This window comes from Rubripirellula lacrimiformis, assembly GCF_007741535.1.
GTDB classification, from domain to species: domain Bacteria; phylum Planctomycetota; class Planctomycetia; order Pirellulales; family Pirellulaceae; genus Rubripirellula; species Rubripirellula lacrimiformis.
Genome location: NZ_CP036525.1, coordinates 4,216,341 through 4,240,564, shown reverse-complemented (window position 1 = coordinate 4,240,564; position 24,224 = coordinate 4,216,341). Strand labels below are relative to the sequence as shown.

Below are 24,224 nucleotides of genomic sequence, written 5' to 3'. Positions count from 1 at the left end.
GATGTTTTACAGGTTGCTGAAGTAGCTGCGACAGGCTTGATCTAGGTACTCGGGCCGAATTGCCATCGGCAGTTTTCGATATTTGCAGAAGTTCGCTACCTGGGTCAGCAGGTCGCGGGGATGGCATCTGCGTTTGGCCCGCTTGTTGTCTTCATAGAACCGCAGCAAGTGCGAGGCTGCTTGGGGCGTGTCGGGAAAACCAAGCTTTTGCGACGTTTCCGTCATCAACTGCTTGAATTCGTCTGCCGTTGGATCATCGACAAAGATCTTGTACGGCACACGCCGCAAGAACGCTTCGTCGACCAACGATTCCGGATCAAGGTTGGTAGAGAAAATGATCAATTGTTCGAACGGGATTTGGATCTTCTTTCCCGTCGGTAGCGTCAAGTAGTCGCACTTGTTTTCCAATGGAACAATCCACCGGTTCAGTAGCTCCTCGGGTGCAATGCGTTGTCTTCCGAAGTCGTCGATCAATAACGATCCACAATTGCTTTTCATCTGGAGGGGAGCTTCGCAGACGTTCGAACGAGGGTCGTGGCGAACTTCCAGGTTGTCCATGATCAGTTCACCGCCGACGACGACCGTTGGACGCCCGATGCGGAGCCAACGACGGTCCCATTCTTGATTCTTTAGAATGTTTCCGCCGGATTCGGGCACCGGTGCCGGCCGGTGAAAGGCATCATCTTGCAGCTTGATCAGATTCCCGTCATCAAGGACAGCATGAGGAATCCAGATCTCTTGTCCTAGTACTTGCGTCAGGCACCTGGCGATGGTGGTCTTTCCGTTTCCGGGCGGACCAAACAGGAACATCCCGGTGTTGCTGTTGACCGCGGGGCCAAGCTCGTCCAGCAGGGAATCTTGGTACGAAATCGCGGAAAGAGCTTCGCGCAGTTGATCGCGATCAATCGGTTCGATGCCAGCGGCCTGTGCCTCGACGCTGACGACATAGTCCGCCAACGGAACCGGAGCCGGTCCGACGTAGCTGCACTGTTCCATGTGCTTGTGCGTGCGTTGTTGTCCAGCTTCGGTCAATGAATAGTAGTAATCATTGAATGCCGCCGGCCGCACATGCGATACCAATTTGCGGGTTCGCAGCATATCCAACAGCGGTTCGATCACTCGAAACGATAGCCCGGTGCGTTCGGATATGACTCTGCCGCTTACTGTCCCACCAATCAGCACCGTCTTCAGCACCAAGGCTTCGATGAACGACTCGCTGAGCCCGGTTTCGTCTGTGTTCTGCGGCTGACTGGGCCAGAATGTATCGTTCGATAGTAAGCCGCCTAACAGGCTTGGTTCGAAGGATTGTGTTTCTGTCGCAAGAGTGGACATGACGGTTGTCGCGATTGTAGGGAAAGGTGATGGGGCCGTTGGCGCAGGTTGTACGCAAGCACGGTTCCCGATTCGATAAACCCTACAACGCAAACAGTGCCCATCACGTCGTCTCTATCCAGTTTTCCGCATGATCCCAATGTTCAGTATGGGCGGGGGGTGCGTTGTAGAGGGAATGTGGCATTTACCGGCATTTCCGGTCTCCGGCGAAGCAATAAGTCTGAACTTTTTCAGTGAACAAACCTATGCAGCGAATGTTGAGCTAGGTTTTGATGGACGTGGTCCAGAAATCCAGTAGGTTCGATCGGTGACAATGCCGCCAAGGACCATTGGGAGTTGCCCCACGCCCGTAACGCCCCCCTCAGATTGTCACTTGGACCCTGTTTCATGCCCTCGGTTGACCACTCCACGATCGAACGATTGCGCCGTAGTTCCATTGTCGCGGAAGACGTTTGGTTCCTGTCCGGACCAACGAAACCGGGTGAAGCTGTGTTGCATATCCCCGTCGATGGAAGCCCGCACATTGTGGGCCGCAAATCCGGCGTGTCGTTGAAACTGCATTATCGAACGGTCAGCGGTCAGCACGCTGCGCTCTGGGTCGAAAATGGGGCGCTGATGCTGAAAGATATGGGTAGCACCAATGGCACCTATATCAACGGGAAACGGATCGAAGAGGATCAGACGTTCCGTATCAGCGAAGAAGACCTGATCCACTTTGCCGAAGCTCCCTTTCGAGTTCGGCGACAATCTCCCACCGGGATGACCAACGGCACCTATGCCGAAAACGTGTGCGACCAGGCGCTGGCACTGGTGCAGTTTGATCGCTTGATGAGCGAACGTTTGGTCCGTCCCCACTTTCAATCGATCATCGACATCAAAACGAGCCAGTCGATTGGATTCGAGATTCTTGGTCGCGGCAGCGTCTTTGGACTCGAATCGGTCGGAGCGATGTTTCAAGCGGCCGAGCAATTGAACCTGGAAGTCGAACTGAGCCGTTTGCTTCGCTGGGAAGGGATCCGCGTCGGACGCGATCTGCCCGATCGTCCCACCCTGTTCGTCAACACGCATCCACGCGAAATGGAAGACGGAAAAGGACTGATTGACTCGCTGGTCAAGGTCCGCGACATGACGGGAAACACCGACTTGGTGCTGGAAATCCACGAATCTGCTGTGACCAACCCGGCATTGATGCAGTCGCTCAGTTCGGCGATGAACGACCTGAACATTCGACTGGCCTATGACGACTTTGGATCCGGGCAGGCCCGATTGGCTGAACTGATCGAAGCACGTCCCCACTTTGTCAAGTTCGACATCTCGTTGGTTCGCGGCATCGATCGCGCCAATGACCAACGTCGCGGCATGCTTGCTACGTTGGTCAAAATGGTGCGTGATCTGGACATCCAGGCGCTCGCCGAGGGAATCGAAACACCGGATGAAGCGGATGTGTGCCGCGAACTAGGCTTCGATCTGGCCCAGGGCTTCTTCTATGGCCGGCCATCGCCCGCCTAAACAGAACGTCCAACTTAGCCGCGAGCAATCAATCAGTGTCGCGATTCAAGTCATCTCGCCCCCGCCGCGCAGCGGTTGCGGGGGGGAGAGAGTTAGAGAGCGGGGGAAGAAAGAAACGACACCTGTTGATCGCTCGTTGATTAGCCGCAGATTAGCCGCGGATCGGCCGCAGATCCCTGCTGTTCGGCGCGCGCCCCCGGCTAGCGATGACTGACGCAATCTTAGTCTTCTAGGACCAGAAGATCCTGGGGGATGCCAAATCCGGTTTTCGAGGCAACCGGCATGATGTTCTCGCCTCTGCAAGGCTGTTGCAAGCTGGACGCTCTCTAGAGTCGCGATCACGCCTCTCTATTCGATGCGTTCGAATCCGCTGTTTCCCACTCAGGTTTGTTTCACAAGCAGAACGCTGTCGCGGAATCGTCGTGAAAGTCGTTTCCCGACCGGTGCCTTGGAATGTTGCCGTGTGAACTTCTCCCGGCCAGTTTCCGACTGGCTGTATTCTTCAACGCCAACAGATCGCTTCGACGCGTCTGAACCGACGCCACTTGCACCCGGCCGATCTGCCCAGGCTTCCTAACCGGCACCGGCGACCGTGAACCGCCTGACCAGATTCGATTTGAAAATGCATTTGGACCGGCCTCTAGCATCAATCTGTGACGATTCTGAGGGATCGATCGGCAGCGCTGGGATGCAACGATGTTCGCGGTTAAGTTTAGCAGTGATCTCTGGACGACTCGTCCGATCTGTAAGGGATGTGGGCACACCGTTTTCGTGCCGCCGCTAACCCATTCGGATACGTCCTCATGAAGATTGCGTCCCCAAAACCGAACTGCAAAGTCAGCACAAGCCGCCGATGTCTTTCGGCAATGTTGATTGCGGCGATGGGAGCGTCGTCAGCAATGGCAGATCGCCCGTCCGTCCGCCCGACGCGGATGCCAACCGTCGCTGGAACATCAGCCCCACCGGCTGCCACTCCACCGGCTGCAACCTCGCAGTACAGCACCGAGCCAAATGCGGTATCCCAACCACGCCGCCCGGCCATCAACACTGCGCCAAGTGTGGCCGCATCGCCGCGGTACCTGCGTTCATCGACCGCCGGTGCGTCCCTCGAAATTGCTCGTCGGTTGCTTGCCCAAGCGACTCAGGAATACGATTCCAAGGCGTGGATGTCGGCTGAAAACACCGCGTGGGATGCCATTCGTCACATCGGCGAATCGATCGATCTGGCAAACGTCGCCGATCCTAATCAACCGTCTGCTGGGCCAAACGCTCGCACTCGCATCGAAATGGCAAAGCACGCCATCACGGAGTCTCGCGACTTCGCCGGTGTCTACGGTGCCGTTGACGCGGCCGCGATTGCCCGGATGGCACGCAGCCACCAAACCAAACTGATCGATCCCGCGTCGGCGTCCACCGTGACGGCGAACGAAGCGACAGATCGATACCTGGATTTCGCTCGAGTTCAGCTAGCCACCATTGCGGGTGAACGCATCGAAGCCGCGCAAGCACTCGATTTGTTGGCCGCGGTTTACTTGGGCCGGGCTGACGCCAGTACTTTGCCGAGCGAAACGGCAATCTGCATGCGGCGTGCTGCTTTGCAGGGACAACCCAACAACGCAAGCTTGGCTTCTCGGTTGGGCATGCACCTAGCGGACGTGGGACTGCACGACGAAGCCTGCTGGGCATTGCAGCACTCTTTGTCGATGGAGTTCACTCCACAAACCGCTCACGCCTTGGTCGCGGTCATGCAGCGCACCGGCGACACCACGGGTGCGTCCCAATTGGTTGCGAAACTGCAGCAATCCGAACCCGCCAAGCAACCGCAAGTCTTTACACCCGAGATTGTGGAACTGTCGCCAAGCGAATTCGCGTCGGTATCCAAGTCGGTGATGTCGGGCGGCGCGATTGTCGAAGGCAACCCCTCGCCAGCGTCGGTCGCAGCAGCACCGTCCAATGCTATCCGTAAACCGACAATGGAAGGTGTGCCAGCATCGTTGGCCAGCACACGGATCACCGAGGGTGATGGTGCCAGCGGCCAGGTGATCGTCGATGGCGAAGAACCGAAACAACCCGGAGTCGTACGCAGGTTCTTTGGAAAGTTTAAGAAGCCTTGGTAGTCACGTCGTTGGCCACCAACGATCGCTGATCACCCTGTCCGGCTCCTGTCGGTCGATTCCATTCTGATTCGGTAAGTCTCGATGCATTTGACAACACTTCTCCATCGCCTCGCACCACTGGCAACCTCCGTCTTTCGGAAGTCTGGCATGTGCGCGATCGCGCTGATCGTGTTAGCGTCTTTCGATTCAAACCCGAATGCGTCGGCACAGACGCTGGCGAATGACTCGGTCGCAGTATCACCGATTGCCGGTGCATTGCCGAACGAAACCGCACCAAGCCAAGATTGCGGATGCAATGTCGAGCCGGGGGGATATCCATGTGCAGGCGGATGCCCAAAGTGCATGATCGGAGTCGATTGCAAAGACAATTGTGGTGCCGAAGCCAGATGGAAAGACATTCGCCCGATGCCATTCGGTGCCTACGGTCCCGGTGGCTACGCAGGCCCAGCACGGCTAGCCCATCTAGGCGAATATCGGCTACGGCCCGGCGATCAAATTCAAGTGCTGTATCTGATCACTCGTCGTCAGAAGGTGGGAGCCTATCGGCTGACCCCGGGCGACGAAGTGCTGATTGAATCCGGCACCGACGACGACCTGACACGCGGCACGCTCGAAAATGGTCTGTTGGTCCAACCCGATGGAACCATCACCGTTCGGATGTTGGGGCAGGTTCACGCGGCTGGCTTAACCGTCACTCAGCTTCGCGAAATTCTGGACGAGGAATACTCGCGGTATGTGAAGCAACCGGCGATCGATGTTACCCCCGTCAAGACAAACACATTGGCCGAAGATATTCGCAACGCGGTCGGTGGACAAAGCGGATTCAACCAACAATCCATCACGGTGACCGTCATGCCCGATGGCAAGATTCGGTTGCCAGGGATTGGCGAGATCTGCGTCCAAGGTTTCTCGTTGAACCAGTTGAAGCGAGAGATCAATCTGCGGTACGGCGAGATCGTCGTTGGAATCGACACCGAACCAATCTTGGTGCAACAAGCACCGCACTTTGTTCACGTGCTGGGGCAAGTTGGACAGCCGGGACGCGTTCAATTGGAAGCTCCCACGACCGTGCTCAGCGCGATCGCGTCGGCGGGTGGACATCTGCCAGCCGGCAACATGCGCCAGGTCGTGATCTTCCGTCGTGCCGAAGATTGGCGATTGATCTCGACCGTGCTGGACCTGCAAGGTGCGATCTACGGCAAACGGCCCACACCTGCCGATGAGATTTGGCTACGTGATGGCGACGTGATCATCGTGCCCGATAAGCCGATCACGCGATTCAACAACTGGGCCCAGCAGATCTTCACCGACGGGCTTTATCGAATCTTGCCAGTCCAGGCCAACAACCTCAGCGACTTCTAGTCGCCGGCGGAGGCAACTGGCCAGGCCTAGCCACATCTTTCGGTAACGGAAGAGTGATTTGGCCATGGGCCGGGTGATTCTTGCAGGACGCGTGTTACAGGACGAGTGTCACGGGGCGATGGTCACGCGATTCTCGACGTTGCGAACGCCTGGTTCTAGTCGCATCAACAGCTCGCTCATTCTGCGGTCACGCTCGCTTCGCACCGTGCCGGTCACGATGGCGGTGCCATCGATCACTTCGGCGCTGACCCCGTTCACTCCGCCACGAAGTGGAACCGAACGCAATCGGTGGTTGGCCGTTCGCTGGACGTGCCCGCTAGGTCTAGGAGTGAATTCCACCGCCGATCGCAGGCGTGTACGAATGACGGGTTTGGTATTTTGTGCGTTGCCACCGGCACCGCCAAAGAGTCCTCCGAATCCGCCCAGCCCGCCGAATCCGCCTAGGCCTTCGCCAAAGCCACCTGCACCGCCACCGGTTGCACCACCGCCTCCGGGCGGGGCAACACTCAGGCCGCTGAAACCTGCGCCGGTGTCTCCGGTGGATCCAACGGCGGCACCTCGTTCGACGTTCGAAAACGCGGTGTCTGCGTCAAGAGTTCCCAAGCTGCCTGTCGCAGCCGCACCGGCTCCGGTCGCGTTGGTCGTCTGGGCAGCCGCATCTGGGGCGTTCGCAGCGAACGCGATCACGGTTGCGGCGACAACGAAGTGGCGAAATTTGGTTTTCAAAGTGGGCTCCAAACGCAGTTGCGAGTAGCAGAAATTCGTGGCGGCAGCAGTCGTCCTGGATAGACCCAACCGGGCGTCGCCCCCTTTAAAGTGCAAGCTCACTTGGAACAGCAGACGGGGGCATTGCGACGGGAGCATTGAATCGGGGCATCCGGGACGTCGTGGGTGCCTACGATATTTTAACCGCCGCTTTGACGAATCGTTTCGCCTGTTTCTGGCTTCCCAGCGATCCGCGTCGAAAATGCGTCGACTTTGCGGCCTGTACCATCCCATTTCCAGGTGATTGGCCAGCGAGCGGGGCTTGGCGGGCAATGTCGAGCAGATCGGCGGGTGGCGTTGGCCGCAGAATCCGGGCCCCGATGGATCGCGTCGCCGCTTTTACATGTCTGGTTCGGCGAAAATTGCGTGCATGGTGCCAAGGTTGCAACGTTTGTATCGAATAGAAGCCGTCGCAGCCCTCCGACCAGCCGGCTGGTATTCTGTTGGCTAGACCGACCATCATCGCCTCATCACGCCTTTTGCCCTCTTGGAATCGGAGACACCGTTGATCCATTTTCGCCGTGCCAACGCATCGTTCCTGCTGATCGCCACTGTGGTGGGATCCATCACCGCTTGGGGGCCATTCCCCGGGCAGCTGAATGCCCAAGATTCTTCGCGAGGCAAAGGGACGTCGAGCGTTTCGAAAGAGAAGGAATCGACGGTTCCCGGTGCGCCCCGATTGCTGCCCCAGGACACGTTGGCCTATGTCCGGATCGACAACGCCGACGATTTCCGATCTGCGATGTCGGAATCGGCGGTCGGTCGGATGATCACCGATCCGGCGCTTCGCCCTTTTGCCAGCGAGATCTATCAGGTTTTCGCTGATTTGTTCGTTAGGATAGGCGAGCCGATTGGACTGACGCTGGACGAGTTGCTGGCGATCCCAACGGGCCAGGTTTCCGTTGCCGCGATGCCTGGGAACCTTTCGGATGATCAGTCCGATGCAGTGGCCGATCAGGCCGAACAGGATGACGAGTCGCCTGACGCGATTCGTCGGCGGATCGCACGCAAACGCCGAGAACAGAACTCGTTTGGCGGTTTGTTCGTCGTCGAAGCTGGCTCGAATCTGGATAAACTGGAATCCGTGATTCAGAAAATCGAAGATTTGGCGCAGACGACTGGCTACGTTCGCCGTGTCAGCAAGATCGATCAAACCACGTTGGTCAAAATGTTGCCTCCGCGTCCAGGACGTCCAGAGATCGAGTACTTCTTTCGCGACGGAACCCTTGTGCTTGGGATCGGGCATGACACGGCTGCAAAGGCCCTTGATCAATGGACCGGGAAGAGCGAAGAACCGACTTTGGCCGACCGCGCAGACTTTACTTCTGTGATGTCGCGATCGATTGGGGCCGAGGACACTCGACCGCAAATGACCTTCTTTTTCGATCCTTATCACATCGTTGAACGAATCGTCAAACGTGGCGGTGCAGCCGCTTTCGTATGGCCGATCATCGAAGACTTGGGACTGGGGAAGATCCGCGGTTTCGGCGGCAGTTCGTTCCGTGGTGGCGAGTTTTTCGAAGAGATCAGCCACGCACATGTTTTAATCGACGCTCCCCGCGATGGGTTCTTCGGTGTTCTGCGACCAGAAGTGGTCGATTCGGCGCCGCCCAATTGGGTGCCTTCCGATGTGACCAGCTACACGACGGTTCAATGGGACTTTCCAACCGCCTTCGACAACATGGGCAAAGTGTTGGAAATGTGGCAGGGTCCGGAGCCCATGAAGCGTTTGGTCCAAGAGCCGATGCAGAAGCGGCTAGGCGTCGATGTTTACGAAGACGTCTTGGAACAGCTGAGCGGCCGATACGTTTCCTGTCGTTGGGTCCAACCGCCGATCAAACTGAACAGCCAAGTTCAGTTGCACGCCTTTGGGATCAAAGACTCCGTCAAGGCGAAAGCGGTCATCGCAAAGATTCGTGAGCGTGCAAATGACCGATTCGAAGTTGCGACCGCCGCCGGGAACGTCATCTATCTGATCAAGACCGATGGGCGAGGAAAGATGCCCGATACGCTGCGGAAACCCGAACCCTGTTTTGCCGTTTACGGGAAATGGCTGTTGTTTAGCGATTCGAAACAGTTTCTAGAGCGAGCCATGATGGCCGGTGCGGATTCGTTGCCGCGTTTGGTCACCGTCCCCCAATACGAACTGGTGTCCAGCGAGCTGGGCGGAAAATTGGATGGAGAAAAACCGTTCATGGTTTCGTTCCTACGCAGCTCGGAATACGTGCGTCAGTTCTATGAACTTGCCCAGTCCCCCGACGCTGGACGTTTTTTGGAAAAGCAGGGACAGAACAATCCCTTCGCCGCGAAAATGGCGGAATTGCTGCGAAAGAACCAACTTCCGCCGTTCAAGCAGTTCGAAAAATACTTCGCCCCCAGCGGCTCATTCGGCTACGACGAACCCTCCGGAATCCATCTGGGATCCTTCACTTTGCGAGCTGAAGAATAAAGTCCGTAACCCACGTTGCCGCGATCGCGGAAGTTGCTAAAATCCCCTCTCGCAACCAACGGCAAGCGTCGGTTGCGACCAGCCCCTATAGCTCAGTTGGTAGAGCAAGTGACTCTTAATCACTGGGTCCTAGGTTCGAGTCCTAGTGGGGGCACTGATTCACGAAACCCCGTGGTCCTGGCATTCAAACGCCAGATCACGGGGTTTTTTGTTGCGCGTTCAGAATCCCCCCGCTACCAGATCCCCCCAACCCGTCGTGAGATTCGCCACAATTTCCCCCACCACCACCAACTCCCCATCCCATCCAAAACCGGACGCGGCTTGCCGTATCCTCAGACTCTTCGTCGCAGATACATCCCCACGCTCGGCATCGGCTCGGACACTAGGAACCGCACCTTTATCGCTGCATGATGACTGCGATCGATCACCAAGCGAGGGGCGATTCGGATTCGCCGGTGTGATTGAATCGAGTGGAATGTGCAATGACGGCGCCGCGTCAGCATCGTGCTGGACATCCATACGCTATACAATCCACCGGTTCATTCGATCACAGGCCTGTGGGACACCCAGATCCGTTGACGATGCGGTGTTTCGTCAGGCACTCTGTCTCGCTGTCGGTGAATGATTCAGCAGCACGATTCACGACAAGCAAGAGCAATTGATGGTTGATGGGAAAGAGTCCAGCGATTCATCCATCACCAATGATGTATCGAATTCGATCTTCTTGGCTCAGGCCGAAGAACTGACGGCACTGGGGTGTTTCGAGTGGGACATTCGGTCGAACCACGTGCGTTGGTCTGACGGACTCTACCGCATCTACGGACTCGATCCGAACGATTTCGAAGCGACGCTAGAATCGTTTGTTGAACGCGTGGTCCCCGAGGATCGCGAGCGAGTTCAGTTGTCGATCCATCATGCGATCCAAACCTGCGGCGTGTTCGAAAACATCGAACGTGTCCTTCACTCATCGGGCCAGATCCGCGTCATCGAGAGCCGCGGGCAAGTGCTGGCCGATGGCGATGGGAACCCAGCCAAACTGGTGGGGGTCTGCCGCGACGTGACCAACCGCGTCGAAGGTCAAAAAGCTCAAGCGTGGCAGATCGACGGCCTGAAACTGTTGGCGTTGTCGGCCGGCACAACTCTGGTCAGCCGGCCTCAGGAAGAATGGGTTTCTCTGTTTCGAGACATCGCCAACCATCTCGGCTGTGATGGATTTGCAAGTTTCGAATTCAGCGACGATCAATTGTCGTTGCTGGTGGCCGAAGGTTTTTCCAACGTGGCGTTGGACCAGATGCAACATTTGAAGCTTGGCCAACAGATGTTCGGTCTCTGTGCATCGACCCAGCGATTGCTTTACGCCCCCAGCGATCAACTGAAGTCGATTCCCGAAGCGAGCTGCCTGTGGGAATCGGGATTCCGCATGTTTGTGGGAGTCCCGTTGATTGTTGACGATCGTCTGCTGGGGGTCATGTCGTTTGTCTCCAGACGTCTGACCCGGCTGAACGATTCTCAATTGGACTTCGTTCAAACCGTCGGACAGCTGGTTGCGTCTGCGATCGGTCAAAAAGTTCTGGCCGAACAGATTAAGGAAAATGAGAACTACTTTCGAGCGATCTTCGACAGCACCGCCGACGCGCTGATTTCGCTGGACCATAATGGGGGCATCCTGGATGTGAACCGTGAAGCCTGCCGTAGCCTGGGGTATACGGCCAGCGAGCTGATGCAGCTGCACTTTCACGACGTTGTGGATGAATTGCCGGCACCGTTCGCAGATGGCTTCGATTCGCTGGTTGGCAAAACGCCTCGTTTGGTCAGTGGCCGCCATCGACGAAAAGATGGTACGACGTTCAGCGTGGAAATCCGGATCAATGCGATCGACTACCGCGGGGTGAAGTCGTATCTGGCAGCGATTCGCGATACGACCGAGCGGCTTGAGTATGAAAGTCAACGACGTCGTGCCGAAGACACCAGCCGATTGGTTTTGGAACACGCCAAAATGGTCACTTGGGAAGCGGACCCAACGACGCTTCATTTTCAATTTCTGAGTGGGTCCTGCGTCGAACTGCTGGGCTTCCCCAATCCGGACTGGCTACAACCGGGGTTCTGGGCGGCACGCATCCATCCCAATGACGTGGATGCCGTTTCCGAACGCATCAAGCTGTCCAAACACGACGTCCAACGCATCGATTTTCGGATGATGCACCAAAACGGCGAATACATCTGGATCGAAGCGATCGTCGAGGCCGTGGTCGAATGCGATCAGATCACGCTGCTGCGTGGTGTGCTTTCGAATATCAATTTTCGCAAATCGATGGAGGACAAACTTCGTCACACGCAGAAGATGGAAGCCATCGGACGACTCGCTGGTGGTGTCGCGCACGACTTCAACAACCTGTTGACCGTGATCAATACCTATGCCGAAATCCTGTTGATCCGCGGTCAAAGCGATCCTGAAAATGTTGAATCGCTGAAGGCGATCCAGGACGCCGTGTTACGCGCCCAGGGCCTGACCAACCAGTTGTTGATGTTTGGACGCAACTCGGTCAACCTTCAGGTTCCGCTGAATCTGAATTCCGTTGTCGAGAGTTCCGAACGTCTGTTGAAGCGACTGATCGGCGAAGACATTCGGCTGACCACCAATCTGCATGCGAAGTTGCCCAACGTGCTTGCGGTCCCCAGTCACTTGGACCAAGTGATTGTCAATCTTGCCGTGAACGCTCGCGATGCCATGCCGCATGGTGGATCGCTGCATCTTGAAACGGACGTCACAACGGTCGACGAAGGCGTGCTGGTTTTCGACGATCTGGTCGTTGGCGATTATGTCGAACTGCGAGTGACGGATACCGGATGTGGCATCGCAGACGATGTTCGCCCGATGGTGTTCGAGCCATTCTTTTCGACCAAACCGGTTGGCCAGGGTTCCGGACTGGGCCTGTCGGTTGTCTACGGCGTCATCCGCGAAGCCGGCGGCGCGATCCTAGTGGAAAGCGCACCGCGGAAAGGTGCAGAATTCCGGATCCTGTTGCCCGTTTCGGAACAAGTCCCCAAAGCGACGCGCCGAGAAACCGTTCAGAAACCGTCCGGCGGAACCGAACGCGTGTTGTTGGTCGAAGACGATCCGGCGGTACGCCTTGCGGCTAGTTCAGCCTTCCGGCTGCATGGATACGAAGTTGTGGAAGCCAGTTCGGGCGTCGAAGCGATGGAGTTGGCCGAAGAGCATAACGGAGACTTTGCGATCCTAGTTTCCGATATCGTCATGCCGCATATGGGTGGCCTGGAACTGGCCGATAAGATCTGTAAACGATTTCCCAACGTGAAAGTACTTTGTGTCAGCGGATACAGCGACGCATCGCTTCGACGGAAGTATCCATTCTTGCAAAAGCCGTTTACCGTCCACGGATTGTTGAACAAGACGCGTGAACTGCTTGACGGTTGATGCGATGATCGCTCTCTGCTAACGCGACCGGTATTCACTAGGCGACTGCTGCATGATCTTTCGGAAACTGCGACTGAAATGTGCGTGGTCGTAAAAGCCGCATGCGTGCGCGATTTCCGAAACCGTTTTGGTCGTCTCCTGAAGCATCCTGGCGGCATGTTCGACTCGCACCCGCACAAGGTATTGGCGCGGTGATGATCCGAACGCGCGACGGAAACGACGTTCAAAATGGCTGACCGACAAGCCCGCCATTTCGGCTAGATCTTCCGACGACAATCGATCCGCGTAATTCTCGTGCAGGTGGGACATCACGTTGGCAAAGGCGTCGACGCTGCCCGAGGGAGTCTGAATCCGCTCGATCTGACGCGAAAAACCGGCGACCCCGATGACGGTTCCCCGCTTGTCGCGAAGCGGTACCTTGCTGGTCATGACCAGCCGCGGCGAACCGGCGTCTTCCGGGGCACTTTCCACTCGATCGATGATCGCGTCGCCGGATTCCATCACCGCGAAATCGTCGGCACGGTACTCATCGGCCCTGGATTTGGGAAAGAAGTCGTGGTCGGTCTTCCCAATCGCAGCTTCTTCGTTCGGCACACCACAGTATTCACAGCCGCGGCGATTGAGTGCGATGAACCGTCCGTCACGGTCCTTGACAAAGAACGACAGGCCCGGCAAGTAGTCGAACAATGCGAAAGTCTGATCGCTGGGCCCCAGTCGGCGGAAGAACTCTGTTCGCAGGCCGGTATTTTCCATGCACGTAATTTACACGAAAAAGGTTTTGCTGTGCAAGACATCGGTCGCCGGCGCACGCACAATGGTCGCAGGCCAGGGTGGCGGGATGCCCGTCTTTCTTGGCCCCAACCCCAACTGAACCACCAGCCCATTTCGTTTTATGAACCTTTCGCAGCAGAAGATCGCAGTCTGTGCATTCATCGTTGCCTGCATGCTGGTCGACCATGCAGCCGCCGCCGACGCCACCACCGGCCAATTGGATTTCAACCGCGACATTCGACCAATCCTGTCGGACAAGTGCTACTTCTGTCACGGGCCCGACGAAGACAACCAGGAAGCCGGGCTTCGGTTGGACATCCGCGAAGACGCGATCGACATCATCGAAGCGGGAGAGTTGGTTGAACGGATCAACCACGAAGATCCGGACCAAGTGATGCCGCCGCCGAAATCCAAGCTGTCGCTGACCGAGGCAGAGAAGCTGAAATTGGAAAGGTGGATTGAACAGGGCGCCGTCTACGATGGCATTTGGTCGTTCGGCACACTGCCGTTGGTTGTCGATGTGCCTGCGGTCGGTGAATCGAACTGGCCCCGTCAAACGTTGGACAATTTTGTTCTGGCAAAGTCATCTGAAATGGGGCTGACACATAGCGACGAAGCGGATCCCGTGCGTTGGCTTCGCCGAATCACGCTGGATTTGACGGGGCTGCCGCCAACCGTCGGTGCGATCGCGGACTTTGAATCGGCAGTCCAAAGCCAGGGTGAAGAAGCCTACGGCCAGACGGTCGATCGGTTACTCGATTCACCCGCCTTTGGTCAACACATGGCCGTCGCTTGGCTCGATGCGGCTCGCTATGCGGATTCCTACGGCTACCAGTCCGACAAGCTCAACACCCAATGGCCCTATCGCGATTGGGTGGTCGACGCGTTCAACCAAAACCTTTCGTACGACCAGTTTTTGACCTGGCAGATTGCCGGTGACCTGCTGGACGATCCAACTCAACAGCAGATCGTCGCCACCGCGTTCAACCGCATCCATCGTCTGAACAACGAAGGCGGCGCGGTCTTTGAAGAGTGGCGTTTGGAAAGTGTTGCGGACCGAGTGCACACCTTTGGAACGGCTGTGCTTGGACTGACGATGGAATGCTGTCGTTGTCACGATCACAAATACGATCCGATCCCGATGCGAGACTACTACTCGCTGTCAGCCTATTTCAATTCGATCGACGAAAGTGGAGTTTACGATCGCACAGAAAAGGTTCCATGCCCGTCGATCTTGTTGCCCACCGCGGAACAGCAATCGACACTGGATGCCGCAAAACAAAACCTAGTCGCCGCACTGCAGGCCTACCAGAACAGCTTAGCAGCGGCACGAACTCGCTACTCTGCATGGATGCCTAACGCTAAACAGTCGCCGGAGATTCCGGACCTGCATCTTGCGCTGGCCTTCGACCAAGACTTCGATAGTTCGATCAAGGACATCTATCATCCGTCTCAATCGGATCGCTCTTGGACTCAGATGCCAAAGCTTGTCGAAGTCCAAGAATCCACGATCGAACCTCTAGACGCAGCACTGGCCAGCGATCAACGCGATTCGGAACTTCCACCCACGCGGCGTGCAATCTCGCTGGACGGCGAAAGTGGTGTCACGACTCATGGGGTTGAACCGTTTGACCGATGGCTGCCGATGTCAGTGGTGGTCAGCATGCGAGAAACCAAGCGGTCGCCGCTGCGCAGCATCATTGCTCACCACACCCGCGGAACCGACTGCGGCTACAACGGTTGGGACCTGACGATCCAAGACGGCTTTCTAGAATCCCGAATGGCTAGGGTCTGGCCTGGCAATGCGATCAGCGTTCGCACGACCGAGCCGATTCCGGTGGATCGCTGGCAGCAAGTCACCGCGACCTACGACGGTTCATCGCGGGCGGCCGGTCTGAAGCTGTATCTGAACGGTGATCTGCTTGAAACAGAAACGATCCGTGACGAACTGAAAAAGAGCTGCAACGTCAAAGTGGATCATGGCGGTGAGTTCGTGATCGGCCAACGCTTCCGTGCTCGCGGGTTGGCGGGCGGACTGATCGACGATGTCCGCGTCTACTACCGCGCATTGACACCGATCGAGTTGAAAATTCTGTCGCACGGACCGACATCCTTGACGGGGGATAAACCAAGTTTTGACTACTACGCATCTGCGGTCGACGCTGAAGTTCGATCATCGCAGGCGGCGTTGACGGCGGCTCGTAAGTCGTTCGTGATGGCCGAAGAAGTGATCAACGAGATCCCTGTGATGCGAGAAACGGAAACGCCACGTCCGGCTCACCAGTTGGCGCGGGGCGAATACGATGCGCCCAAGAACGACGAAACACTAGTCCGTCGTGCCACACTTTCGGGTTTACCTGTGGGGCTGCCCGAGGGTGCTCCCAACAACCGGCTTGGACTGGCTCGTTGGGTCACCGATCCACAGCATCCATTGACCGCACGCGTCGCGGTCAATCGATTTTGGGGAAACTTCTTCAGTTCGCCTCTGGTTCGAACGCCCGAAAACTTCGGATCGCAAGGCGATCTGCCCACGCACCCAGGGTTATTGGATTGGCTATCACGCGATTTCATCGACAACGGATGGGACGTCAAACGGCTATGCAGAATGATCGCGTTGTCGGCTACCTATCGGCAAGACTCGGCCGCCAACGCCAAACAACTAGAAAGCGATCCAACCAACCAATGGCTGACGCGTGGGCCGGCCCATCGTTTAGCCGCGGAACAGATTCGCGACCTCGCTCTTGCCGCCTCGGGACTGCTAAACCCGACGTTCGGTGGTCCACCGGTGTCGCCGTACCAACCGGGCGAAGACTTGTGGACGGAATCCAATGGCATGTCGCCACCGTACCAACAGTCGGTTGGGAAATCGCTGTACCGCAGGTCGCTGTACTCGGTATGGAAGCGTACCGCGCCGCTACCAAACATGATGGCCTTTGACACCACGACGCGAGAGGCTTGCAGCGTCAAGCGTTCGCGAACCAATACACCGCTGCAAGCACTTGTGTTGCTCAACGACATCCAGTTCGTCGAAGCGGCTCGTGTGCTCGCTCAGGAACTGGTCAACGAGCCAGCCGAAAATCGAATCGAAACCGCCTTTGTCAGTTTGACCGGTCGCAAGCCAGACGCGATCGAATACAAAACCCTGAACGACTTGCTGGCCGGGGAAACCGCCTACTATTCCCAACATCCCGAGGCTGCAGCAAAGCTGTTGTCCCTTGGTGAAACGGAAACTGGGGATGCGGTTCATTCGATTGAAATTGCCGCCTTCACCACCGTGTGTCAAGCGATCCTGAACCTGGATGCCACGATCTGGAAACGTTGATCCTGACCAACGTCAACACCATCCCGCACCAACCGATCGACTTGATCTGAAACAAAGAGCCAAACCATGAACCATTTCGCAATCAACCGCCGAACCTTTCTTCAGAACGGTTCGACCGGTGTTGGCGCCGCAGCGCTGGCTAGCCTGCTGGCAAACGACTCGGCCACCTCCGCTGACACCGTGCCTTCGTCCGCGGCACCGCGTACCCATTTTGCCCCGAAAGCAAAACGGATCATCTACCTGTTCCAATCCGGTGGTCCCGCCCAACAAGATTTGTTTGACCACAAACCGTTGTTGAACAAGATGAACGGCGAACAGATCCCAGACCAGGTTCGCGGTCAGCAGCGTCTAACGGGGATGTCGGTCAACCAGTCGTCGCTTCCGCTTGCCGGATCGGCGTTCAAGTTTTCTCAACATGGCGAATCTGGCGCTTGGCTTAGCGATTTGTTGCCCTACCATCGCGATATCGTCGATGACGTCTGTTTTATCAAGTCGATGCACACCGACGCGATCAACCATGACCCAGCGATCACGATGTTCCAAACCGGGTCGCAGATCGCTGGCAGACCATCCCTCGGTTCATGGTTGTCGTACGGGTTAGGCAGCGAAAACGACGACCTGCCCGCGTTCATCGTGCTGGTTTCGGCTGGTCAGGGCGGTCAGCCACTCTACGCCCGACTGTGGGGCAACGGATTCTTGGATTCCAAGTATCAAGGAGTCCAATTCCGCGGCGGTAGCGACCCGGTCTTGTATCTGTCCAATCCCGACGGCATTTCGGCGGGCCGCCGGCGTGCTCAGTTGGACGCGATCAACAGCCTGAATCAGCATCAGTTTTCGAAGGAATTCGATCCGGAAATTGAATCGCGAATTTCGCAGTACGAGATGGCGTATCGGATGCAAACGTCCGTTCCCGACGCCGCGGATTTTTCGGACGAACCGGAATCGACGTTCGAGTTGTACGGTCAGGATGCGAAGACGCCGGGCACCTATGCCGCAAACTGCCTGCTGGCGCGACGCTTGGCTCAACGCGATGTCCGGTTCATTCAGTTGTACCACCAGGGCTGGGATCAACACTCGAACCTGCCCAAACAAATCAAAGGCCAAGCGAAGGAGACTGACCAAGCGTCGGCGGCGTTGGTCAAAGACCTAAAGCAACTTGGCCTACTGGACGACACCCTGGTGATTTGGGGCGGCGAATTCGGGCGTACCTCCTACACACAGGGAGTGCTAACCAACGACAATTACGGTCGCGACCACCATCCACGATGTTTCACCACGTGGATCGCGGGCGGCGGTATCAAACCCGGCATCAGCCACGGAACGACGGATGAGTTTGGCTACAACATTGTCGAAGATGGAGTTCATGTTCACGATTTCAACGCCACGATCCTGCACCAAATGGGCCTCGATCACGAACGACTGAACTTCAAATACCAAGGACGCCGCTTCCGGTTGACCGACGTCCACGGCGAGGTCGTCGAATCCATCTTGGCCTAACGAAGTCGCCGTGCGTGTCGATTTGCCGAATCGCTAGGCTTGTCGCTGTTTCGATTTTCCAGCCAAATCGTCAGCGGTTCGTGGAAATCGAGGCGAAGAGGGCGCATTGAAGTTGGTTGTTGGATGGCCCACGCGGGGCATCACCTGCGGGGCATCACTTCGCAGGGAAACTTGGAACCGAAAGTGACTCGATCGGGATCACAGCCAACTCGGCGCTGTTCAGGTTGCCGCCTCGACCCCCGTTGTTGGAGTAGCCGACATAGAGTTTCCCTTCGTGTTCGATAGCGCAGGGGTAGGACAGGCTGACGTTTTTACCTGATTCCCCGATCCGCCGTGAAGAGAGCGATCGGCGGATAACATAGATCCTGCTGAACTGATCTTCACCGGGCTTGGACACGGCAATCGTCAGTGGGTTTCGCTTGCCTCCGTTGTCCTTTGCGTTCGTGCATACCAGGTATCGCTGAGAGTTGCTCAGGACCCCGGCGGCCGGTTTCGACGTTGTCATCGGAAGATTGCTGGGCGTTGATGGAGTCCATGTGCGGCCGAAGTCGTTGCTGACCGACAACAGTGCGACGGCACTGCCACCGAATCTGGCGATGTTGTGAACGTTCTTCCCATCCACAAAGATCGCCGATTCGCCCCACATCCGTTTGACCGATTCGGCGACCGGAATGTGGTTCAGGTCCCATTTTGTGAAATCGTCACCGTGGCTGATGGCGATCGCAGCGGGAAAGACACCGTCACTCGAATAGGGACCGGCGGCGAAGCCTGACATGATCCAGTTCCCATCGTCCATCCGGACAGGTTGGTTCATGGGCCAGAAACCACCCTCTAAGATTACACCAAGCTTTTGCCACTGGTTGGTCTTCGGATCCAGTCGATAGGCGCGAGTGTGAACGTCCTTCATCTTCCCGTAGTACGATCCCTGAAACGCCCACAGTGTTCCTTGGTTGGACAGGAATACGCCATGGCTGACTGCAAGATCTTCTTCGTCTCCTGTGTCGATTTTCTGTAGCGGTCCCCACGTCTGTCCGTCATCTTCGCTAACCCGGTAATGAGCCTCCTCGGACACTGTGTTCTCCGAACCTTGGTTGTGTCCGAACGATGCGTAAAGTTTGTCGTCATGCCACGCCAAGCTGACCCCATGCAAAAAGGTATATCCATCCGCTGCCTTGTCCCACCGTTTGATGACCTGGAAATCTACACTGATAAGGAGCGGAATTTGATTGGCTGATAGCAGCGGTGCGTCGGCATCCCAAAGCTGTGTCGGCACGTCGTCCTGGGCCCTTGCTGCCGATAGACCAGCAACAAACGGCATCGCGATACTCAATAACATCGGGGCAAACGATCGGCGGACTCGTTGGCTGATCACAGGATGATTTCGGTGCATAAGGAGTTGTCGATGGATTGGGGATTGAGTGACGGTCGGCGTCAAAAGGGAAAGAAGAGCCGAACAGAATGATCGACCATCAGCAATCCAATCGCAAGTCCCGCATCAGTCCAATAGCGTAGGCCGGACCAAGCGAAGCGCCGCTCCGGCATGATTTTGTGCTGTCTTTTGTGTGGGATTGCCGGAGCAGCGTCGCTGCGCTCCTTGGTCCGGCCTACTGAAATAGAATCCCGGCCGCTCACGCGATCGCGGCTCACGAAGGCCGACCGTGTAGGCCGGACCAAGCGAAGCGCCGCTCCGGCATTCTTTTGTGCTGTCTGTTGTGTGGGATTGCCGGAGCGGCGTCGCTGCGCTCCTTGGTCCGGCCTACTGCAATGCATTCCCGGCCGCTCACGCGATCGCGGCTCACGAAGGCCGACCGTGTAGGCCGACCGTGTAGGCCGGACCAAGCGAAGCGCCGCTCCGGCATGATTTTGTGCTGTCCGTTGTGTGGGATTGCCGGAGCGGCGTCGCTGCGCTCCTGGGTCCGGCCTACTGCAATAGAATCCCGGCCGCTTACGCGATCACGGCTCACGAAGGCCGACCGTGTAGGCCGGACCAAGCGAAGCGCCGCTCCGGCATTCTTTTGTGCTGTCTGTTGTGTGGGATTGCCGGAGCGGCGTCGCTGCGCTCCTGGGTCCGGCCTACTGCAATAGAATCCCGGCCGCTTACGCGATCACGGCTCACGAAGGCCGACCGTGTAGGCCGGACCAAGCGAAGCGCCGCTCCGGCATGATTTTGTGCTGTCTGTTGTGTGGGATTGCCGGAGCGGCGTCGCTGCGCTCCTTGGTCCGGCCTACTGCAATGCATTCCCGGCCGCTTACGTCTAAATCACATTCGAATGCCTGGTGGCTTTGCTTTCGGCTAGAATGGGCCGCATGAAAACTGCATTGAAAACAATCCTATTGTTCGCTTTGGGTTGCGGCGGCGTCAGCAGCGCGAGCGATCCAAGGCAACCGAACATTCTGTTCATCTTTGCTGACGACATTGGACAGGAGGTGCTGGAATGTTACGGAGGTCAGTCTTACCGAACGCCTCACCTGAACGAACTGGCCCGGACAGGCATGAAGTTCAATCAGGCGTTCAGCATGCCGGTTTGTCATCCATCACGGATCACGTTGATGTCGGGGAAGTACCCGTTTCGTCACGGTCCAGTGAGTTGGGGAGACTATCCGAAACAGGCCGAACCGTACACGTTTTCGAATCTACTGAAGACGGCCGGTTATCGAACGGCGATCGCCGGCAAGTGGCAACTGTGCTTGTTGGGCGAAGATCCTTTCCATCCGCGGCGGATGGGATTCGACCATTGGGATCTCTTCGGTTGGCACGAAGGTCCCCGATATTACGAACCAATGATCCATCAGAATGGCCAGGTGCGTGCCGACACGTTGGGTTTCTACGGCCCCGATCTCTATGTCCGCAGCGTGATCGATTTCATGAAGGACAATCGAGATCGGCCATTCTTGGCCTACTACTCGATGGCAGTTGCCCACGAAGTGACGGATGACTTAACGCCACCTGTCCCCCATGGCCCCTTCGATCGCTACGACAACTACGACGAGATGGTCGCTGAAACAGATCGGAACGTCGGCCGCTTGATCGCCGCGCTGAACGCATTGAAATTGCGTGACAAGACACTGGTGATATTTCTAGCAGACAATGGAACGCCACCAGAAATCATCATCCGTGCCGATGGACAGGAATTGAGCAGAGTGCCTGTGGTGTCGCGTCGCAATGGTCTGGACGTACCGGGTGGAAAGAAGCAGCTGACCGATGCGGGAACCAACGTTCCGATGATCGCCAATTGGCCCGGCACGATCCGTCCAGGCCAGGTCGTGGACGACTTGGTGGACTTCAGCGACTTTCTGCCAACGTTCATGGACCTAGCTGGGCAGCCCATCCCCGATGGTCTGAAGCTAGATGGTGTTAGTTTTGCAGATCGACTGCGTGGCACCGGAACGTCACCGCGAACGTTCACGTACTGCGAGGAGGCGGTTTTGCCGAAACCGGGTGGCGTCGAACCTGATGGTGAAAGTTCGGGCCTTAAATGGGTCCGCAATCAAGATTGGAAACTCTACAACAATGGACGGCTGATCCACATGGCCGAGGATCCACTGGAACAATACCCGTTCACCTCGGGCGAAGACAACGCACGCCGAACCGAGATGCGATCGCTGCTAGAGAACGTTTTTCGTGACCTCGATTCGGCTGGGACATCTCCAACCGCACCCTAGGATGAATCTGGCGACGATCCTCACCGATCGAGCGATCGTCGATACGCTGCCCAGCCCATCACTCCTAAATTAGTTGACCATTTCGTATTCGTTCACGATCAAGACGGTCACCCGCCTTCGTGTTTGGCTTAGACCATTCGTCGTACATCCGATGCAAACGTCGGGAACGCAAACAAGGTGGATTTCAGATCGGTTGCTGTTAAACCGAACTTCATCGCCAAAGCGAACAGGTTGATCGTTTCCTCCGCGGCAGGGCCAAGCAGATGAGCCCCCAAGATCCGATCGGTCTGTTTGTCGACCAGCACCTTATAGCCTGCGCAATCCAGTCTCGTCTTGCGGACCGATCCCCACGTGGAAGTATCCTCGTACCGAACGTCTACATTCGGATACTGCTCCAATGCCTGGGCCTGTGTCAATCCGACTGCTGCCAAGCAGGGTGTGGTGAAGACGACCGCGGGCACCGCACCGTAGTCGGGGGCCGTGTCGGGCGTTTCCGAGAACAGATTCTTGACGACGATTCGTGCCTCTTCATTGGCGACAGGTGTCAATCGCGGCATCCCACTGTGGACACAGTCACCTCCAGCGAATACGCGGGGATTGGAAACGCTGCGCATCGTTTCGTCGACTTCGATTCCTTGCTCGCCAAAGTCTACACTTCCAGCAGCTAGGTCCAAATCAACGATGTTGGGGACGCGTCCGGCCCCGTGAACGACAAGCTGCGACTCGACGGTCTGATCATCGCCACTACCATCGATGGAAACAGATAATCCGTCTTTCGTGCGTGTGACGCCGGTCACCTTCGACTGCATCGTGAACTCGATACCGATTTGACGCGACCGATCGACTAGCTGGCCCACCAGATCGGCATCAAATCGCATCAGCGGCCGCTCGTTCGAATCGACGATGACGACACGGCTGCCGAAACGGGCCACGACATGGGCAAACTCCATCGAAATGTAGCCGCCACCGATGAAGGTCACCTGCGAAGGCATCGTTTCCATCTCCAAGAACGCATCGCTTCTGGTTACCAGATCGCTCCCCTGGATCTGTAGAGGCGACGGCATGGAACCGGTTGCGATAAAGATCCGTTCGCCTCGTAACTCGACACCATCCACGCGAATCGTGTCGGGGCCCGAGAAGCGAGCGATACCGTGAAAGGTGCGGATCCCACGCTTTTGAAATGACGCTTCGCTCTTCTGCGTGACCGGACGAGTGAACTGCTGCTTGAACGCCAGTAAGTTTCCCCAATCGATCTGTGGATGGTGAAACGTTGCCAAACTGCCGTTGGCACGAATCGCTTGGTCCACCAACTTGCCCGCATTGGTGAAAACCTTTTTGGGATTGCACCCACGCAGGGCGCAGGTTCCACCGAAGCCTCGCGATTCCACGACCGCAACCGACTTACCGGACTCCGCCGTCTTCTTCGCGACCGTTCCCGCTGCTGGTCCGGTGCCGATCACAATCAGGTCAAATGAATGATCGATCATGGCAGTTGAATGTCCAGTCCGTGGTTGAAGCGGTTGGTAAAGTTTGCGAGTGCGACAGCACCGGCCAGACTGACCAGTTGTTTGTCGTCCAAAAACTCCTTCAACTGATGAACCGTTGCGGCATCGATGTTGGCTGTCTTCGTCAACTGTTCCGCGTAAGACAGGACCGCCTTCTCCTCGTCATCAAACGCGTCACTTGATTCGAAGGTACCGATCTGCGCGATCTGTTGATCGCTGATGCCAGCTTGCTTGGCGGCCTGTTCGTGGTAGTGCGAGCAATACTCACAAGCGTTGATGTGGGAGGCTTTCATATACGCGAGCTCTCGAAACTTGTCAGGCAAGTCGTTTCGAATGCCGTCATTGATTTGCGTCATCCCACCAAGCAGATCTGGTTGGTGGGCCGCCGTGCTGAAGATATTCATCGAGCGACCAAACTTTTCCTGGATCGCCGTCAGAATGGGCTGCGACTTCTTGGGGGCGTCATCGATATCGAGCGGTTGCACATAGGGCATGT

General features: G+C 56.8%; 14 protein-coding genes and 1 tRNA gene. 9 read left to right on the top strand and 6 right to left on the bottom strand.

Annotation, left to right across the window (positions count from 1 at the left end):
- Positions 1 to 6: 6 nt before the first annotated feature.
- Positions 7 to 1,332: an ATP-binding protein gene (locus K227x_RS14715; protein WP_145170572.1), complete on the bottom strand. Its 1,326-nt coding sequence runs from the start codon at positions 1,330 to 1,332 to the stop codon at positions 7 to 9.
- Between the two features lie 387 nt (positions 1,333 to 1,719).
- Between K227x_RS14715 and K227x_RS14710 the strand changes: the two genes are divergently transcribed.
- From K227x_RS14710 to K227x_RS14700, 3 genes are all read left to right on the top strand, one after another.
- Positions 1,720 to 2,841 carry an EAL domain-containing protein gene (locus K227x_RS14710; protein ID WP_145170570.1) on the top strand — a complete coding sequence of 374 codons (1,122 nt, stop codon included), beginning with the start codon at positions 1,720 to 1,722 and terminating at the stop codon, positions 2,839 to 2,841.
- An 803-nt stretch (positions 2,842 to 3,644) separates the two neighbouring features.
- Positions 3,645 to 4,958, top strand: coding sequence for a hypothetical protein (locus K227x_RS14705; RefSeq protein WP_145170568.1), 1,314 nt, complete (start codon positions 3,645 to 3,647; stop codon positions 4,956 to 4,958).
- Positions 4,959 to 5,105: 147 nt separating this feature from the next.
- Complete coding sequence (locus K227x_RS14700; RefSeq protein ID WP_145170566.1) at positions 5,106 to 6,320, top strand: polysaccharide biosynthesis/export family protein; 1,215 nt, start codon at positions 5,106 to 5,108, stop codon at positions 6,318 to 6,320.
- A gap of 108 nt (positions 6,321 to 6,428) precedes the next feature.
- On the opposite strand, the gene K227x_RS30580 is transcribed toward K227x_RS14700, so the two are convergent.
- A complete protein-coding gene (locus K227x_RS30580; RefSeq protein ID WP_218934019.1) occupies positions 6,429 to 7,046 on the bottom strand; it encodes a BON domain-containing protein in 618 nt (205 codons plus the stop codon).
- A 544-nt stretch (positions 7,047 to 7,590) separates the two neighbouring features.
- Here K227x_RS30580 and K227x_RS14690 point away from each other — a divergent pair.
- The 3 genes from K227x_RS14690 (at position 7,591) to K227x_RS14680 (ending at position 12,970) form a co-directional block, all read left to right on the top strand.
- Positions 7,591 to 9,534, top strand: coding sequence for a DUF3352 domain-containing protein (locus K227x_RS14690; protein WP_145170564.1), 1,944 nt, complete (start codon positions 7,591 to 7,593; stop codon positions 9,532 to 9,534).
- An 81-nt stretch (positions 9,535 to 9,615) separates the two neighbouring features.
- Positions 9,616 to 9,688: transfer RNA gene (locus tag K227x_RS14685), tRNA-Lys, on the top strand.
- 507 nt (positions 9,689 to 10,195) lie between these two features.
- The gene (locus K227x_RS14680; RefSeq protein ID WP_145170562.1) at positions 10,196 to 12,970 is read left to right on the top strand and encodes a PAS domain S-box protein; all 2,775 of its coding nucleotides are present in this window, start codon (positions 10,196 to 10,198) and stop codon (positions 12,968 to 12,970) included.
- 18 nt (positions 12,971 to 12,988) lie between these two features.
- Here K227x_RS14680 and K227x_RS14675 read toward each other — a convergent pair whose 3' ends face one another.
- Entirely contained in the window at positions 12,989 to 13,723 is a 735-nt protein-coding gene (locus K227x_RS14675) for an AraC family transcriptional regulator (protein ID WP_145170560.1), read from the bottom strand.
- Positions 13,724 to 13,862: 139 nt separating this feature from the next.
- On the opposite strand from K227x_RS14675, the gene K227x_RS14670 reads away from it, so the two are divergent.
- Together K227x_RS14670 and K227x_RS14665 are read left to right on the top strand one after the other, a co-directional pair.
- Positions 13,863 to 17,063: a DUF1553 domain-containing protein gene (locus tag K227x_RS14670; protein WP_246146817.1), complete on the top strand. Its 3,201-nt coding sequence runs from the start codon at positions 13,863 to 13,865 to the stop codon at positions 17,061 to 17,063.
- Between the two features lie 66 nt (positions 17,064 to 17,129).
- Positions 17,130 to 18,560, top strand: a complete 1,431-nt coding sequence (locus K227x_RS14665) for a DUF1501 domain-containing protein (RefSeq protein ID WP_145170558.1) — start codon at positions 17,130 to 17,132, stop codon at positions 18,558 to 18,560.
- Positions 18,561 to 18,714: 154 nt separating this feature from the next.
- Here K227x_RS14665 and K227x_RS14660 read toward each other — a convergent pair whose 3' ends face one another.
- Positions 18,715 to 19,896: an exo-alpha-sialidase gene (locus K227x_RS14660; RefSeq protein ID WP_246146816.1), complete on the bottom strand. Its 1,182-nt coding sequence runs from the start codon at positions 19,894 to 19,896 to the stop codon at positions 18,715 to 18,717.
- Between the two features lie 971 nt (positions 19,897 to 20,867).
- Between K227x_RS14660 and K227x_RS14655 the strand changes: the two genes are divergently transcribed.
- Positions 20,868 to 22,223 (top strand): sulfatase-like hydrolase/transferase, encoded by a 1,356-nt coding sequence (locus tag K227x_RS14655; RefSeq protein ID WP_145170554.1) that lies wholly within the window; start codon positions 20,868 to 20,870, stop codon positions 22,221 to 22,223.
- 128 nt (positions 22,224 to 22,351) lie between these two features.
- Here the strand turns inward: K227x_RS14655 and K227x_RS14650 are convergent, their stop codons facing one another.
- Complete coding sequence (locus K227x_RS14650) at positions 22,352 to 23,710, bottom strand: dihydrolipoyl dehydrogenase family protein (RefSeq protein WP_145170552.1); 1,359 nt, start codon at positions 23,708 to 23,710, stop codon at positions 22,352 to 22,354.
- The gene (locus K227x_RS14645) at positions 23,707 to 24,222 is read right to left on the bottom strand and encodes a carboxymuconolactone decarboxylase family protein (RefSeq protein ID WP_145170550.1); all 516 of its coding nucleotides are present in this window, start codon (positions 24,220 to 24,222) and stop codon (positions 23,707 to 23,709) included. Before K227x_RS14645 ends, K227x_RS14650 begins: the two co-directional genes overlap by 4 nt.
- Positions 24,223 to 24,224 lie beyond the last annotated feature (2 nt).